The organism is Kitasatospora sp. NPDC101183 (assembly GCF_044767945.1).
Classification (GTDB): Bacteria; Actinomycetota; Actinomycetes; order Streptomycetales; family Streptomycetaceae; genus Kitasatospora.
In genome coordinates this window covers 70,673-85,174 of record NZ_JBIWOW010000032.1, presented here as the reverse complement: position 1 = coordinate 85,174, position 14,502 = coordinate 70,673, and the positions used below count along the sequence as shown (strand labels likewise).

Sequence of the window (14,502 nt, the reverse complement as noted above, 5' to 3'; positions counted from 1 at the left end):
CACAACCACCCCCCCCCCCCCCCTCAGGGGCCCCGGCGCCACCCCCCCCCCCCCGGGCCCCCCCCGCGGGGGGGGGGGGGCCGGGGGGCGCGGCCCCCCCCCCCGCCCGCCCCCCCGCCCGGGTTTTGGCCCAACTGCGGTGGCAGCGACGGGGATCGGGTCACTACGATGGGTGTCCGGTCGGTCGCTGAGGAAGGGGAGCACGGTGACGGATGGCCCCGGCGCGCCGACGCTCGCCGAGCGCATCGAGCAGCTCTTCCGGACCGTCCGCCGCCCCAGCGGCGCCCCGTACAGCAACGAGGAGGTCGCCCGTTCCTGCCGGGAGGCGGCCGGGGAGCGCTTCTCCACCACGTACATGTGGCAGCTGCGCACCGGGCGGCGCGACAACCCGACGAAGCGTCACCTCGAAGCACTGGCACGGTTCTTCCAGGTCCCGCCCGCGTACTTCTTCGACGACGAGCAGAGCAGCCGCATCGCGGAGGAGCTGGCGGTGCTGGAGGCCCTGCGCGACACCGGCGTCCGGGAGGTCGCGCTGCGGGCGGTGACGCTCTCGCCGGAGGGCCTCGGGACGATCAGCGACATGATCGAGGCGATCGCGCGGCGCGAGGCGGACGCGCGGCGGGGCGGCTGACCGGCGATGACGGACGGGCGGCGCCGCGAGCGCTGGGAACGGCGGGAGCAGCGGGAGCTGTGGCGGCGCTGCCGCGGCGTCGCGGAGGAACTGCGCCTGCCCGGGCCCTTCGACGCGGAGCGGCTGGTCGCCGACCTGGGCGCGCGCCTCGGCCGCCCGATCGAGCTGCTGCCCCTGCCCTCCCGCTCCTGCGGGCCCTGCGGGGTGCTGGTGAGCACCGAGCGCGCCGAGTACGTCGGCTATCCGCTGGACACCACCGCGCTGCACCAACAGCACATCGTGCTGCACGAGTTGGCGCACCTGCTCTGCCGCCACCGGGGGCGCGTCGCCCCGCCCAAGGCCTCGGCCGCCACCGTCCCGAGCGGCCTGCTGCCGCACCTGTCCGAGGAGCTGGTCCGGCGGGTGCTCGGGCGGCACGGGTACAGCGAACGGGAGGAGCAGGAGGCGGAGCTGATCGCCTCCCTGGCGCGCGGCCCCGCCGAGCGCCCCCGGTTGGACGTCGTCCCCGGCCTCGCCACCTCCCCCAACCCATCATCGGGTCACGGGAGTTGAACTCCGCCACCGCCTACCTGGTGTGCGCCCTCGCCGTGGCGGCGACGGCCGCCCGACTCACCCTGACCCGCGGCCAGCCCCGCCACGCCGGGGAGCGGCGGCTGATGGCCTTCACCCTCGGCCTCGGCGCGGGCGTCGCCGTCCTCGCCCCCGCCACGTACGCCGCCGTCCCCTGGCCGGGCCTCGCGGATCTGCTCCCGCTCCTCGGCAGCGAGCTCAAGCTCGGCGCCGAATGCGCCCTCGCCCTGCTGGCGTTCGCGCTGCGGCCGGGTTCGGCGTCCTCCGTACGGCGCCAGGCGACGGGTTCCGCGCTGGTCATGGCGGTCGGCGCCACCGCGTACCTGGTCGCCGGCGTCCGCCCGGTCGGCACGTCACTGGTCGCGGACGGCGGCGGGGCGGTCCCCCTGCTCGTGCTGCACGACGCGCTGTTCACCGCGCACGGCTGCTGGTGCGTCGGCGTGTTCGGCCTCGCCGTCCTGCGCTCCGCCGGACAGGTCCCGCCCGGGCTGCCCCGGACGGGGCTGCGGCTGATCGTCGGTGGCGCCACGGCGGGGATGGTCTGGGCGGCGCTGAGCCTCGTCCCGCTGGTCGAGGCGCTGCGGACGGGCCGTCAGGAGATCTGGGAGAACGCCGTCGCGACGCCCGCCGCCGTGCTCTGCCTGACGCTCGGCCTCGGCGGGGTGACCCTGGCCGTCTGGGCCGAGTTCCTCACCCGCACCGCCCGGCGCCTGCGCGCCTGGCGCGACTACCGGCGGCTCGGACCGCTCTGGTCCGCCCTGCACGGCGCCCTCCCCCAGATCTCGCTGGCCGACTCCGTCGGCGGCCTCGGCCCCGGCGGCCCGCTGCGGGACCCGGAGTTCGCCCTCTACCGGCGGGTGATCGAGATCCGCGACGGCCAACTCGCCCTGCGGGCCCACGTCCAGCCGGACGTCCCCGCCTGGGCCGCCGAGGCGAGCGCGGGGGACGCGGTGGTGGTCGAGGCGGCGATGATCGCGGCCGCACTGGAGGCAGCGGCCTCGGGCCGGCGCCCGTCCGGGGAGGCCGCCGAGTACCGCCCGAGGGGGCTTCCGGCCGACCTGGACGCGGAAACGGCCTGGCTGGTGCGGGTGTCGACGGCCTTCGCGCGCTCGCCGGTGGTCGCGCAGGTGCGGGCGCGTCCTTCGACACCGTAGCAACTCTCGTGAAAATCATGGCCGATGTCATTCATTTCAGTTGACGGCGACTCAGCCGCGCGCGCATCCTGGACGAGCCGAACGGGCCCGCCTCCTGGCGCAGCAGAGGAGTCATTCCGTGCACCTTTCCGGCTTCACCCGCGCCGCCCTCGCCCTCGCCGGGCTCACCGCCCTCGCCGTCGGCACGGGCTGCGCCGCACCGTCCGACCCGCCGTCCGACCCGCCGCTCCACCCCGCCGACCAGCTCATCGGGCCGTCGGACATCCCCGCCTCCTTCCTGAAGGCGACGGACCCCGGAGCGTTCAAACTCCCCTGCCCCGCCCTCGAACAGGCCCTGGCCGTCACCGGCGAGCAGTCCCTCACCACCTTCCGCAGCGGCCTCACCGAGATCACCGAACGCATCACCCTGGCCGGCGGCCCCGGCCAGGCCGAGGCCGGCCTGAAAGCCGCCACCGGCGCCGTCGGCGGCTGCCCGAGCAGCACCCCGACCCGGCCCCCGGGCGGCATCGCCTGGGGCAAGCGGATCAAGGTGACGCCCCTGGACCGCCCGGCGGGCCTCGGCGACGACGCGATGGCCGCCCGGGCGGTCGACGGAACCGACCTCGAAGCCTTCGTCACCGACCTCCTGGTGATCCGCCAGGGCCCCGAACTGGTCGAACTCCGGATCACCGACTGGAACCTCAAGCCGGGGCCCGACATCGACACCGCCGACCTGGCCCGCAAGGCCGTCCACCGACTGAGGCCGCAGTGATCGACATCATCCTGATCACCCTCTGGGTGACCAACCGCCGCCGCGCCAGCCGCTCCATGGGCGCGGAGAACGAGAAGTACGCGTTCCGCGCAACGCTCTTCGGCGTGCTGGAGCTCGTCAACCTGGGCGTGAGCGCCCTGTTCGTCGCGGCCTACCTCAAGGGCGGCGGCCGCTAGGGACTTGTCGGTCGGCTCGGGCGGCGCGGGGTGAGCAGACCGGTTTCGTACCCGATGATGACCAGGTGGACCCGGTCCCGGGCGCCGAGCTTGTCCAGCAGGTGGCCCAGGTGCGTCTTCACCGTCGCCGGGGTGACGTGCAGGTCCTGGGCGATCTCCGCGTTGGCACGCCCCGCGCCGACCAGTTCCAGCACCTGCCGCTCGCGGGCGGTCAGGCCGTCCAGCGCGGGCAGTGAACCGGGCGGGTCGGTGGCCGGGCGGCGGCAGAACTCGGAGATCAGCCGCCGGGTGACGCTCGGCGAGAGCAGGCTCTCCCCGGCGGCCACCACCCGGATGGCGTGCAGGAGTTCGGCGGGCGGGATGTCCTTGAGCAGGAACCCGGCGGCCCCGGCGCGCAGCGCCGCGAAGACGTGCGCGTCCAGGTCGAACATGGTGAGCATCAGGACCCGTACACCCGGGTTCCGCGCGCAGATCACCCGGGTGGCCTCGATGCCGTCGGTTCCGGGCATCCGGACGTCCATCAGCACCACGTCGGGCCGCTGTTCGGCGGCCAGCTCGATCGCGGCGGCGCCGTCGGCGGCCTCGCCGACGGCGGTCAGGCCGGGTTCGGCGTCGATCAGCATCCGGAAGCTGCCGCGCAGCAGGGCCTGGTCGTCGACCACCAGGACGCGGACGGGCTCGGTCACTCGGTACTCCACACGTTCGTCGTTGCGCCGGTCGTCGTCCGGTACGGAAGTCGGGCCCGGACGGCGAAGCCGCCGTCGGGCAGCGGACCGGCCTCGAACCGTCCGCCGAACAGCTCCACCCGCTCCCGCATGCCGATCAGGCCATGGCCGTTCCCGTGATCCGTCCGGCCGGGGGTCCGGTCGGCGGCGCCGCCCGTGTTGGTCACCGCTATCCGCAACTCCCGCCCGTCGGCCGCCAGTTCCACCCGGCAGTGGGTCGGCCCGGCGTGCTTGAGGATGTTGGTCAGGGCCTCCTGCACCACCCGGTACGCGGAACTCTGCACGCCCTGCGGCAGGTTGGCGGTGCCCTCGATGTGCAGATCGGTGGTGAGCCCGGCTGCGGTGGCACCGGCCACCAGGTCGGGCAGCGCCGCGAGTCCGGGGGCCGGCCGGAGACCGGCCGGGTCGTCCGGGTCGTCCGGCTCGGGTTCGCCGGCCCGTAGCACGCTGAGCATCTGCCGCATCTCGGTCAGCGCCGAGCGGCTGGCCGTCTCGATCACCCGCAGGGCCTCGCCGACCCCCTCCGGGTGGGTGGCCAACAGGTGGTTGGCCACGCCCGCCTTCACCGCGATCACGCCGACGTGGTGCGCCACGATGTCGTGCAACTCGCGGGCGATGCGCAGCCGTTCCTCACTGACGGCCTCCACGGCGACCCGCCGGGCCGCGCGGGCGGCCTGCGCACGCCGCTCGCGGACCGCCCGACCGAGCACCCAGGCCATCCCGGCCACGGCCAGGCCGGCCAGGCGGAGCACGAGGTCCTGCCCGCCGCCACCGGGGGAGCCCGAGATCAGGAGCAGGACCAGCACGCCGCCGCTCACCACCCCGACCGCCGGGGTGGGCACCCGCCGGGCCGAGGTGGTGACGGCCACCTGGTAGAGCGCCAGGGCCAGGGCGAGGAAGGGCTCCCGTACGGCGCCGGATGCCGAGGCCGCCAGCGAGGCGGCCGTGACCACGGCGCAGACCGCGCCCGGTCCGGTTCGGCGCAGGGCGAGCGGCAGTCCCATCGCGGCCGCGAGGGCGAGGCGGAGCGGCCACCCGCCGTGGGAGCTCCACGCGGGGCCGGGAAGGGCCAGGAAGAGGGCGGTGAGCACCACCGCCACCAGGCCGTCGGCGGCCGCCAACTCGCCCCGGCTCAGCGCGCGCAGGCCACCGATGCCAGGCAAAGGCTCTCGGATCGGCGGGAGTTGGATCATCTGCTCACCGTAGCCGCTCGGGCACGCCGGAACCTCAGCCGCGGGAATGACCGACCGTGGTAGGAGACGGCGCCCGGGGAGCCCGCCGCCTCCACCGGGCGGTGGAGGCGGCGGGTCGGAGCGCCGGCCGATGTGCCGGGACACCGCCCGGCGGAAGCCTGGAGCGGTGATCGAACTACGGCAACTGACCAAGCGCTACCGCGACACCGTCGCGATCGACGGACTCACCTTCACGGTCCGGCCCGGCCGGGTGACGGGCTTCCTGGGCCCGAACGGGGCGGGCAAGTCCACCACCGTGCGGATGATGCTCGGCCTGGAGCGCCCCGACGAGGGCGAGGTCCGCTACGACGGCAAGGCCTACCACGAGTTGCGCGAGCCGCTGCGGCACGTCGGCGCCTTGCTGGAGGCCAAGGCGGTGCAGAACAGCCGCACCGCGTACCACCACCTGCTGTGGCTCGCCCGGACCAACCGGATCGGGCGTGGGCGGGTTCGTGAGGTGCTCGCTCTGGTCGGGCTCGAGGCCGTCGCCTCCCGTCGGGCGGGCGGGTTCTCGCTCGGCATGGGGCAGCGGCTCGGCATCGCCGCCGCTCTGCTCGGCGACCCGGAGGTGCTGCTGCTGGACGAACCGGTCAACGGACTGGACCCGGAGGGGGTGCGCTGGATCCGTACGCTGTTGCGGGAGTTGGCCGCCGAGGGGCGGACGGTGCTGGTGTCCAGCCACCTGATGAGCGAAATGGCGATCACCGCTCAGCACCTGGTGGTGATCGGGCGCGGCAGGCTGCTCGCGGACACGGGGACGGAGGAGTTCATCGCCGGTCACTGCCGTTCCGAGGTGCTGGTCCGCACCCCGGAGCCGGAACGGCTGGTGAGCGTCCTGGGCCGTGCGGGACTGACGGCGCGGAGGGAGGAGGGCGGTGCCGTGGTCGTCGACGGTGTCGGAACGGAGGAGGTGGGTCGGATCGCGGCCGAGGCGGGGGTCGTGCTCGGGGAGTTGGCCGGCCGTACGTCCTCGTTGGAGGACGCGTTCCTCCGGCTCGCCGGCGGCACCGTTCAGTACCGGGGAAGGGGCGGACGTGTCTTCTAACGTGCCCATGGCTGTGGTCCGGGCCGAGCTGACCAAGATCTGGACGGTTCGGTCGACGCTCGCCGCGCTCGGCATCGCCGTGGTCGGCAGCATCGGGGTCGGCGTGCTGGGCAGTGCTTCGGCCCGCTCCGCGATCGACCGGAAGAGCGCGATGCTGCGGCCGGACTTCAATCCGCTGGACGCGGGGTTCGTCGGTGTCCAGGTCGGGCAGCTCGCGCTGATCGCCTTCGCGGTCCTGCTGGTCTGCGGTGAGTACGGCAGCGGCATGATCCGTACCTCGCTGGCGGCGGTGCCCGACCGGGGGCTGTTCTACCTCGCCAAGGTCGCTGCAGCCGGGGCGGTGGCCGTGGTGGTCGCGGTCCCGACCGCCTTCGTCAGCTTCCTTGCCTCGCAGAGGGCTCTGGGGCCGTACGGTGTGGGGCTCGGCAGTCCCGGAGCGCTGCGGGCCGTTGTCGGGGCCTGCTTCTACCTGACCCTGATGTGCCTGTTCTCGGTGGGCGTCGCGACGGTGCTGCGCAGTACGGCGCTCGCGTTGTCGCTGCTGTTCGCCTTCGTGCTCTCGCCGGTGGCCAACATCGTTCCTGCGCTGCGCTCCGCCGCCCGCTACCTGCCCGACCACGCCGGCGCCGAGGTCATGAAGGCGCATCCGAGCCTCAGCCCGGCCACGGGCCTGCTGATCCTGGCGGCCTGGGCAGCAGCGGCTCTGCTGGGCGGCTACCTCGTGTTGCGTGGACGTGACTGCTGATCCGCGCCGCCTGATCCGCTCCGCCTTCGAAGTCATCGATAGACTCACGGCCGTGACAGTGATCCGTCCAGCAACCGCCGCCGACATGGACGGTGTGTCCGAGATCTTCGCGCACTACGTCGAGCACAGCGTGTTCACGTTCGAGGAGGCGGCGCCACCGGTCTCCGCCTGGCGGGAGCGCCTCGACGACCTGACCGCCCGCGAACTTCCGTTCCTGGTCGCCGAGTTCGAGGGCGTGGTGGCGGGCTACGCCTACGCCTCGCCGTGGCGCCCCAAGCCCGCGTACCGGCACACCGTCGAGAACTCCATCTACCTCGCGCCCGGCCACAGCGGCAGGGGCCTCGGCGGCGCGCTGCTGCGGGCGCTGATCGCGACCTGCACGGAACTCGGCAAGCGGCAGATGATCGCCGTCATCGCCGACTCCGGCACCAACGCCTCCCACACCCTCCACCAGCGGCACGGCTTCAAGGAGACGGGCCGGTTGTCGGCGGTGGGGTACAAGCACGGGCGCTGGCTCGATACGGTGTTGATGCAGCGGGCCCTGGGGGAAGCTCGAACTGAACCAACCACGGCTACTTGAGCCGCATCACCGCAGCTCAGCAAGCCTCGGCCCCGCACGCGCGGGGATAGCTCCCTGGGATCGCCGCTGGTGCTAGGCCGGGCACACTCGGCCCCGCACGCGCGGGGATAGCTCCGTCCACTCGGACCCGGTGCCGACTGCGGACCGCTCGGCCCCGCACGCGCGGGGATAGCTCCATGTGGCACCAGTAGGCGGCGCTCCACCCGTACTTCGCCCCGCACTGCGGGGACCGCGCCCAGCGACGCCCCGACCCCCGTCAGTCGAGCAGCGCCTCCGGGTCGTCCGTCGTGTGCATCGCCGCCTCCTCCGCCGAGGCGGCGCCGCCGGAGATGCCGACGTCCTCGGCGATCAGCTCGCTGCGCGACGACCCGGAGAGCACCAGTCGGCCCGTGCGGACCTCGCCGGCCTCCGGATCGACGGGCTCTCCCTCGCTGCCGTAGCAGTCGCCGATGCCGTCCCCGTCCGGCGGGGCGACCTCGGGCAGCTCTTCGGCGAGGCGGCGGTCGAGGCTCTCGCGGGTGTGGGCCTCCGCCGCCGTGGTGCCGTGGCGGGCCACGGCGAGGGGGTGCTCGGGGGGTGCGTAGCCCTCGTCGAGGGCGGAGGCGAGGCCGCGGTCGTCCAGGGTGTCCTCGGGTTCGAGCGGCCCGATGTCGTCCTGCTGCTCGGAGCCGTCCGGCTGGTACACCTGGTCGCCCATCAACGCTTCGTCGGACACGACTTTCCTCCTTCACCGGCCGGGCCCGCCGCGCCGGGTGCCACCTCCCCAGAGTCCCATGCGGAGGCGATCTCCGCAGGACTGCCGGGGAGGGGACCGCTTCACCCGGGGGCAGGTCACATGTTGATCATGTGCCCGGCCAGGCCGTGGATGGCCTCCTTGACCGCCTCGCCCAGGGTCGGGTGGGCGTGCACGTTGCGCGCCACCTCGTACACGGTGAGGTCCCACTGCTGGGCGAGGGTGAGCTCGGGCAGCAGCTCGGTGACCTCGGGGCCGATGAGGTGGGCGCCGAGCAGCTCGCCGTGCGCGGCGTCGCTGATGACCTTGACGAAGCCGATCGGGTGCCCCAGGCCGTGCGCCTTGCCGTTGGCCGTGAAGGGGAACTTCGCGACCTTGACGTCGTGGCCGAGCTCGCGCGCCTGGGCCTCGGTGTACCCGAAGGAGGCGATCTGCGGCTGGCAGTAGGTGGCGCGCGGGATCATGGCGAAGTCGACCTCCATGGTCTCCGCCCCGCCGATGGTCTCGGCGGCGATCACGGCCATGGTCTCGGCGGCGTGCGCGAGCATGAGCTTCGCGGTGACGTCGCCGATGGCGAAGATGTGCTCGCTGCTGGTGCGCCCGCGCCCGTCGATCGCGATGGCGCCGCGGTCGGTGAGCTTGACGCCCGCGTTCTCCAGGCCGTAGCCGTGCACGCGCGGGGCGAATCCGATCGCCTGGAGGACCTTGTCGGCCTCCAGCACCTGCTGCTGCCCGTCCTTGCTGACGGTGACGCGGACCTTGGCGTTCGGGTCGCTGTCGTCGATGGACTCGACGCGGGTGGAGGTGAGCACCTCGATGCCGAGCTTGCGGTACTGCTTGGCCAGTTCGGTGGAGACCTCGACGTCCTCCAGCGGCACCATGCGGTCGAGGAACTCGACGATGGTGACCTTCACGCCGTAGTTGTGCAGCACGTACGCGAACTCGACGCCGATCGCGCCGGCGCCCGCGATGACGATGCTCTCCGGCAGCTCCTCGGTGAGGATCTGCTCCTCGTACGTCACCACGCGGTCGCTGAGGCTGGTGCCGGGCAGCAGGCGGGTGGTGGCGCCGGCGGCGATGATGCAGTGGTCGAAGGTGACGACGTCGAAGCCGCCACCGCTGAGCGCGACCTGGAGGGTGTGGTCGTCGACGAAGGTGCCCCAGCCGTCGTACTCGGTGATGCCGTTCTTCTTCATCAGGTAGTGGACGCCCTTGACCCGGCCGTCGGCCACCGAGCGGCTGCGCCGGAACGCCTCGCCGAAGTCGAAGCTCACCGTGCCCTCGACCTTGATGCCGAAGGTCTTGGCCTCCTTGGTGAAGATGTGCGCCAGCTCGGCGTTGCGCAGCAGGGCCTTGGAGGGGATGCAGCCGACGTTGAGGCAGACGCCGCCCCAGTACTTGGCCTCGATGATCGCGGTCTTCAGGCCGAGCTGGGCCGAACGGACGGCGGCGGTGTAGCCGCCGGGGCCCGCTCCGAGGACGACGACGTCGTAGTGCGTGCTCATGTTGCTGACTCCTCCGAGGGTGTCACGGTGTCGTGATCTCGGTCCCATGGTGTCAGGACCGGGTTCGGCGCACCCACCGGGTCTCGGCGGACGCGCACCGCGCGGAACCGTACATCTCCCGGGGCGGATTGTCAGGGGTGGGCCGGGCCCGCCGCCCCGTGACGGCGGGCCCGGCCGGAGGTGCTCAGGCGTCCGGCTGCTCGCTGTGGGAGCCTGCGGCCAGGCGCGGGGCCGGGGCCGGGGCCGGTACGGGCCGGGTGAGCGAGGAGAGGTCCCAGGCGTACGTGCCGACGGCGTGGGCGATGACGCCGATGTTGACCTGGTACGCGTCCATGTCCAGGTTGCGCAGGTCGTCGCAGGCCTTGTGGTAGCAGGGGTCGAAGGCGACGCCCGCCGTTCCGCCGTAACGGGCGGCCTGCTCGGGCGACTTGACGACCTCGGCGCCGGTGTCGGTGCCGCCGGCGGGGATGCCCACGTCGATGAACGGCCCGTAGTCGGAGCGGCCGTTGAAGGCGGCGGGCTCGTGCGGCAGGCCGAGGCGGTCGAGGTAGCCGGTGAGGTACCGCTCGATCTGGGCGGACCCTTCGGGGCCGGCGCCGCCGCCGGTGCTGCCGGAGCCGTTGTAGACGAACTGCGCGTAGTTCGGGGAGGCGATCATGTCGAAGTTGAGGTAGAGCCGGATCTTCTTCCGGTCCGCCTCGGAGAGGGAGTTGACGTAGGCCTCGGAGCCCTTGAGGCCGAACTCCTCGGCGGACCACCAGGCGAAGCGCACCTTGTTCTTCACCGGGTGGACGTTGAGGTTGCGGGCGACTTCGAGGATGCCGGCCGAGCCGGAGCCGTTGTCGTTGATGCCGGGCCCGGCGGGGACGGAGTCGAGGTGGGCGCCGATCATCACGGTGTTGGTGGCATCGCCGCCCCTGGTCTCCGCGAGGACGTTCCAGGTCTTGCGGTCCTCCATGTAGGTGCGGATGTCCAGGGTGAGGCGGACGGGCCCGGCGGCGGCCTCGGCGGCCAGGGACTCCCCCGCCGCCTGCGTGATGCCGCCGGTGGGGATCCTGCCCGCCTTCGGGTCGGTCAGGGTGCCGTTGAGGTCGCCGTCGGTGTTGTTGTAGATGATCGCCCCGGCGGCTCCGGCCGTGGCGGCGGAGGCCTGCTTGACGGCGAAGCTGCACCCGCCGCGCTTGATCAGCGCGATCTTCCCGGTGACGGAGCCCGCCGGGTAGTCGGTGGGCGCGCAGCCGGTGGCGGCGCTGACGGGGGCGACGGCGAGGTCGGCGGTCAGGCCCGCGTCGGGGCCGCCGGCCGAGTACGTCATGGCGATGACCGGCACGGTCTCGGGCTGCGGGGAGAGGACGGCCAGGTGTTCGGCGCGGGCCTCGAAGAAGGTGTAGGTGAACTCCTGCTTGGACACCTTGAGCCCGGCGCGGCGCGCCTGGTCGTAGACGTACTGGGCCGATTCGTCGTGGCCCTTCGACCCGGCGACCCGGGTGCCGCCGTTGCGCTTGGCGATGCGCTGGAGCGCGGCGAGGGTGTCGTGCGCGTCCTCGGCGCTGCTCGCGTCCACCAGCCGGGCGGCGAGCTTGGCGCCCTTGCGCGCCGGGTCGGGGTCGGCGGCGGCGGTCCCGGCGCCGACCAGCAGGAACGGGGTGACCAGCGCGGCGACGGTGAGTGCGGCGGCGACCGGTCTGTGCCGGGGTGCGGGGGCGGGACGTAAGGGCGAGGTGCTCGGGCGACGCGTGCGCGACTTCAAGGCGGCTCCTTCCGACGGTCCGTGGAGTCACGATTGGACAGGACGGCAAAGCACTTGCCAAGCCCATCGCCCGATTCGGTCAACTCCCGTCACCGTCCGCCGCCCCCTCCTCGACCCACCCGCAGTTCTCGCACGCCTGCGGCCCCGGCCGCTCCCGCAGCCGCCCGCACTCCGGGCACACCCGCTCCAGCCAGCAGGCCGGCTCTCCGCCTTCGTCCATGCGCCCGATTGTGCCGCTCAGACGCCCGCGGTGCCGTCGATCGCCTCGCGCAGCAGGTCGGCGTGGCCCGTGTGGCGCGCGTACTCCTCCACCAGGTGCGTCAGGATCCAGCGCAGCGAGACGGTGTCCGAGCCCGTCATGGCGGCCGCGCCCGCGTCGAGCCGACCGGGGGCGTCCAGCGGGGCGCCGGCGGTCAGGGCGCGGCCCCTCTCGACCTCGGCCCGCCAGTCGGCCAGCGCCTCGGGCATGCCGTACCCGGGGGTCAGGGCGAAGCCGTTGTCCCCCGCCGCCCGTACGGGCGGAAGGTCCAGCCCGGCGAACACCCGCTGGCACCACTCCCGTTCGACCTCGGCGAGGTGCTGGACCAGCCCCAGCAGGGTCAGTTCGGAGCTGGGCACGGGGGCGAGCCGCACCTGCCGGTCGTCCAGCCCGGCCGTCTTGAGCGCGAGGGTGGCCCGGTGGAAGTCCAACCACCCTTCCAGTACAGCCCGTTCGTCCCCGTGTGCGGGCGGGACCACCCGTCCGTCCGGCAGTGTCGTCATGCCTCCCAGTATCGCAGTCGATCACCCGAGGACTCCAGTCGGCTCCTCCGCCGAGTCGGCCGTCAGGCGGGAGAACCCCTGGAGGCTGACGGAGTGTTCGAGGCGGCCGTCCACGAGGTGCTCAGCGGCGGTGCGGCGCGGGCGAGGACGGCGAGTTGGACGAGCGCGCCGACGGCCGGGCCGATCCAGACGCCGGTGAGGCCGACCGGGCCCGACAGGGCGGCGGAGGCGGCGAGTTGGGCCGCGAGGCCGGTGAGGACGGAGAGGACCACCGGGCGCGCGGCGCCCGTGCCCTGGTAGAGGCCGCCGAGGGCGACCACCAGGGCGTACGGGAGCAGGTAGGGCGCCGCGGTGCGCAGGAAGAGGACGGACGGCCCGGCCACCGCCGCGTCGTCGGTGAAGAGCGCGGTCAGCGGGGCGGCCAGGGCGGCGGCGAGCACCGCCGCGAGGCCGCCGGCCGCCGCCGCGGACCACCGGACGGCGCGGCGCAGGTCGGGCAGGTCGCGCGCCGCCCCGGCGCCGGTGAGGCGGGCGGCCTCGATGGCGGCGGCCTGGCGCAGCGCGTAGAAGGCCATCGTGGCGACCAGCAGCAGCCGGTAGCCGACCCCGTACCCGGCGACGGCCGCGACGCCGAAGCCCGCGGTCAGGGCGAGTTGGGCCGTGCCGACGGCCATCCGGGCGGTGAAGTCCAGACCGAAGGGGGCACCCGCGCGCAGGATGCGTCCGGCCGCCGCGCCGGCTCCCCCTGCCGCCGCACGGGCCCGTGGCCGCAGCCGCGTGCGCAGCCGAAGAGTGACGGCGAGGGCGACGGCCCGGGAGAGGGCGAGCGCCAGGGCGGCGCCGGTGACGCCGAGGGCGGGCACCGGGCCCGCGCCGAGGATGAGCAGCGGGTCGAGCAGGAGCAGCAGGGCGTTGGAGAGCAGGGCGATCCGCATCGGGGTGCGGGTGTCGCCCGCGCCCTTGAAGAGTTCGTCGGCGACGCGCTGGCCGAAGAACAGGGCGAAGGCGGGGAAGGCGACGGCGAAGTAGTCGGCGGCGAGGCCGGCGGCCGGGCCGTCGAGGAAGGCGCGGGAGAGCGGCTCGCGCAGCAGGAAGCCGGGCAGGGAGAGGGCGAGGCTGCCCGCCGCGCAGAGCCGCCGGGCGGCGCGGGCCGTCCGGGCGGCCCCGGCGCCGTCCCCGGCGCCCCGGGCGCGGGCGAGGCTGACGCCCGTGCCGGAGGCGACGACCAGGACGAGGCCGAGCAGCAGGTTCTCGACGGTGGCGGCGAGGGTGACGGCGGCGACGGCGGCCCCGCCGAGGCCGACGGTCCAGTACGCGGTGAGCACCGTGGCGAGGACGCCGGAGAGCAGTTCGGCGTAGACGGGCCCGGCGAGCGCGCCGAGCCGTCGCAGGTGTCCGTCGGTGGTCCTTCGCATGCCGCCCCCTGGTCTCCGAGTCGATCGAGTCGGTCCGTGTCGGTCCGTGTCGATTCGCGTCCGTCCGCATCCATTCGCGTCTGTCCTCGAAAAGAGATACATCGAATCGATGCACATCGGCAAGAGGTAGCATGACGGCGTGCTGACCCTCGCGATCCTCGGCTTCCTCTACGACCGGCCGCTGCACGGCTACGAGCTCAAGTCCCGGATCACCGGCCTCACCGGCCACGTCCGCCCGGTCAGCGACGGCGCGCTCTACCCCGCCATCGCCCGGCTGGAGAAGGCCGGCCTGCTCGTCCGCCGCACCGAGCCCGGCAGCGGGGCCGCGCCGCGCCACGCCCTGGAGCTGACCGAACAGGGCCGCGAGGAGCTGCGGCGGCGGCTGGCCGACCCGGAACAGGCCGAGATCACCGACCAGATCCGCTTCTTCGCCCTCGCCGCCTTCCTCCACCACCTCCAGGACCCGGCCGCCCAGGCCGCGGTGCTGCGCCGGCGGCTGGCCTTCCTGGAGGAGCCGAGCAGCTTCTTCTACGACGGCGCGGGCGCGCCCGTCACCGCCGAGCGGGAGCCCAACCCGTTCCGCCGGGGCATGCTGCTCGTCGCCCGGGCCTCCACGGCGGCCGAGCGGGCCTGGCTGCACGAGACCGTCGAGGCCCTGGAACACCCGGAAATCTGACACCGCACGGCGCTCGCCCGGGGCGCTCACGCGGGCGTACAGTCTCCCGATC

Annotated in this window: 17 protein-coding genes; 9 read left to right on the top strand and 8 right to left on the bottom strand. The window is 73.8% G+C overall.

Annotation, left to right across the window (positions count from 1 at the left end):
* Nucleotides 1-205 precede the first annotated feature (205 nt).
* The 5 genes from ACIRRS_RS33230 (at nt 206) to ACIRRS_RS33210 (ending at nt 3,282) form a co-directional block, all read left to right on the top strand.
* Nucleotides 206-631, top strand: coding sequence for an XRE family transcriptional regulator (locus ACIRRS_RS33230; protein ID WP_402978911.1), 426 nt, complete (start codon nt 206-208; stop codon nt 629-631).
* 6 nt (nt 632-637) lie between these two features.
* On the top strand, nt 638-1,183 hold the full coding sequence (locus ACIRRS_RS33225) for a ParH-like protein (protein ID WP_402978908.1): 546 nt from the start codon (nt 638-640) through the stop codon (nt 1,181-1,183).
* On the top strand, nt 1,180-2,355 hold the full coding sequence (locus tag ACIRRS_RS33220; RefSeq protein ID WP_402978905.1) for an MAB_1171c family putative transporter: 1,176 nt from the start codon (nt 1,180-1,182) through the stop codon (nt 2,353-2,355). Before ACIRRS_RS33225 ends, ACIRRS_RS33220 begins: the two co-directional genes overlap by 4 nt.
* A gap of 118 nt (nt 2,356-2,473) precedes the next feature.
* Complete coding sequence (locus tag ACIRRS_RS33215) at nt 2,474-3,106, top strand: hypothetical protein (RefSeq protein WP_402978902.1); 633 nt, start codon at nt 2,474-2,476, stop codon at nt 3,104-3,106.
* On the top strand, nt 3,103-3,282 hold the full coding sequence (locus ACIRRS_RS33210; protein ID WP_402978900.1) for a hypothetical protein: 180 nt from the start codon (nt 3,103-3,105) through the stop codon (nt 3,280-3,282). Before ACIRRS_RS33215 ends, ACIRRS_RS33210 begins: the two co-directional genes overlap by 4 nt.
* On the opposite strand, the gene ACIRRS_RS33205 is transcribed toward ACIRRS_RS33210, so the two are convergent.
* Both ACIRRS_RS33205 and ACIRRS_RS33200 read right to left on the bottom strand, forming a co-directional pair.
* Nucleotides 3,279-3,968 (bottom strand): response regulator, encoded by a 690-nt coding sequence (locus tag ACIRRS_RS33205; RefSeq protein WP_402978898.1) that lies wholly within the window; start codon nt 3,966-3,968, stop codon nt 3,279-3,281. The two genes, ACIRRS_RS33210 and ACIRRS_RS33205, sit on opposite strands and share 4 nt — an antisense overlap.
* Nucleotides 3,965-5,200, bottom strand: coding sequence for a sensor histidine kinase (locus ACIRRS_RS33200; protein WP_402978895.1), 1,236 nt, complete (start codon nt 5,198-5,200; stop codon nt 3,965-3,967). Before ACIRRS_RS33200 ends, ACIRRS_RS33205 begins: the two co-directional genes overlap by 4 nt.
* Before the next feature lie 166 nt (nt 5,201-5,366).
* On the opposite strand from ACIRRS_RS33200, the gene ACIRRS_RS33195 reads away from it, so the two are divergent.
* From ACIRRS_RS33195 to ACIRRS_RS33185, 3 genes are read left to right on the top strand one after another with little or no spacing between them, the layout of a single operon-like run.
* A complete protein-coding gene (locus tag ACIRRS_RS33195; RefSeq protein WP_402978892.1) occupies nt 5,367-6,284 on the top strand; it encodes an ATP-binding cassette domain-containing protein in 918 nt (305 codons plus the stop codon).
* A gap of 7 nt (nt 6,285-6,291) precedes the next feature.
* Nucleotides 6,292-7,029, top strand: a complete 738-nt coding sequence (locus tag ACIRRS_RS33190; protein WP_402978889.1) for an ABC transporter permease — start codon at nt 6,292-6,294, stop codon at nt 7,027-7,029.
* Nucleotides 7,030-7,081: 52 nt separating this feature from the next.
* A complete protein-coding gene (locus ACIRRS_RS33185) occupies nt 7,082-7,609 on the top strand; it encodes a GNAT family N-acetyltransferase (RefSeq protein ID WP_402978886.1) in 528 nt (175 codons plus the stop codon).
* Nucleotides 7,610-7,865: 256 nt separating this feature from the next.
* Here the strand turns inward: ACIRRS_RS33185 and ACIRRS_RS33180 are convergent, their stop codons facing one another.
* From ACIRRS_RS33180 to ACIRRS_RS33155, 6 genes are all read right to left on the bottom strand, one after another.
* Nucleotides 7,866-8,306 (bottom strand): DUF5709 domain-containing protein, encoded by a 441-nt coding sequence (locus ACIRRS_RS33180; RefSeq protein WP_402978920.1) that lies wholly within the window; start codon nt 8,304-8,306, stop codon nt 7,866-7,868.
* A gap of 134 nt (nt 8,307-8,440) precedes the next feature.
* Nucleotides 8,441-9,847, bottom strand: coding sequence for a dihydrolipoyl dehydrogenase (gene lpdA / locus ACIRRS_RS33175; protein WP_402978883.1), 1,407 nt, complete (start codon nt 9,845-9,847; stop codon nt 8,441-8,443).
* 184 nt (nt 9,848-10,031) lie between these two features.
* Nucleotides 10,032-11,597 carry a M28 family metallopeptidase gene (locus ACIRRS_RS33170; RefSeq protein WP_402978880.1) on the bottom strand — a complete coding sequence of 522 codons (1,566 nt, stop codon included), beginning with the start codon at nt 11,595-11,597 and terminating at the stop codon, nt 10,032-10,034.
* 79 nt (nt 11,598-11,676) lie between these two features.
* Nucleotides 11,677-11,817 (bottom strand): hypothetical protein, encoded by a 141-nt coding sequence (locus ACIRRS_RS33165; RefSeq protein WP_402978877.1) that lies wholly within the window; start codon nt 11,815-11,817, stop codon nt 11,677-11,679.
* Nucleotides 11,818-11,834: 17 nt separating this feature from the next.
* On the bottom strand, nt 11,835-12,359 hold the full coding sequence (locus ACIRRS_RS33160) for a DinB family protein (protein ID WP_402978874.1): 525 nt from the start codon (nt 12,357-12,359) through the stop codon (nt 11,835-11,837).
* A gap of 62 nt (nt 12,360-12,421) precedes the next feature.
* Nucleotides 12,422-13,774 carry an MATE family efflux transporter gene (locus tag ACIRRS_RS33155; RefSeq protein ID WP_402978871.1) on the bottom strand — a complete coding sequence of 451 codons (1,353 nt, stop codon included), beginning with the start codon at nt 13,772-13,774 and terminating at the stop codon, nt 12,422-12,424.
* 139 nt (nt 13,775-13,913) lie between these two features.
* Between ACIRRS_RS33155 and ACIRRS_RS33150 the strand changes: the two genes are divergently transcribed.
* Nucleotides 13,914-14,450 (top strand): PadR family transcriptional regulator, encoded by a 537-nt coding sequence (locus ACIRRS_RS33150; RefSeq protein ID WP_402978868.1) that lies wholly within the window; start codon nt 13,914-13,916, stop codon nt 14,448-14,450.
* Nucleotides 14,451-14,502: the final 52 nt, after the last annotated feature.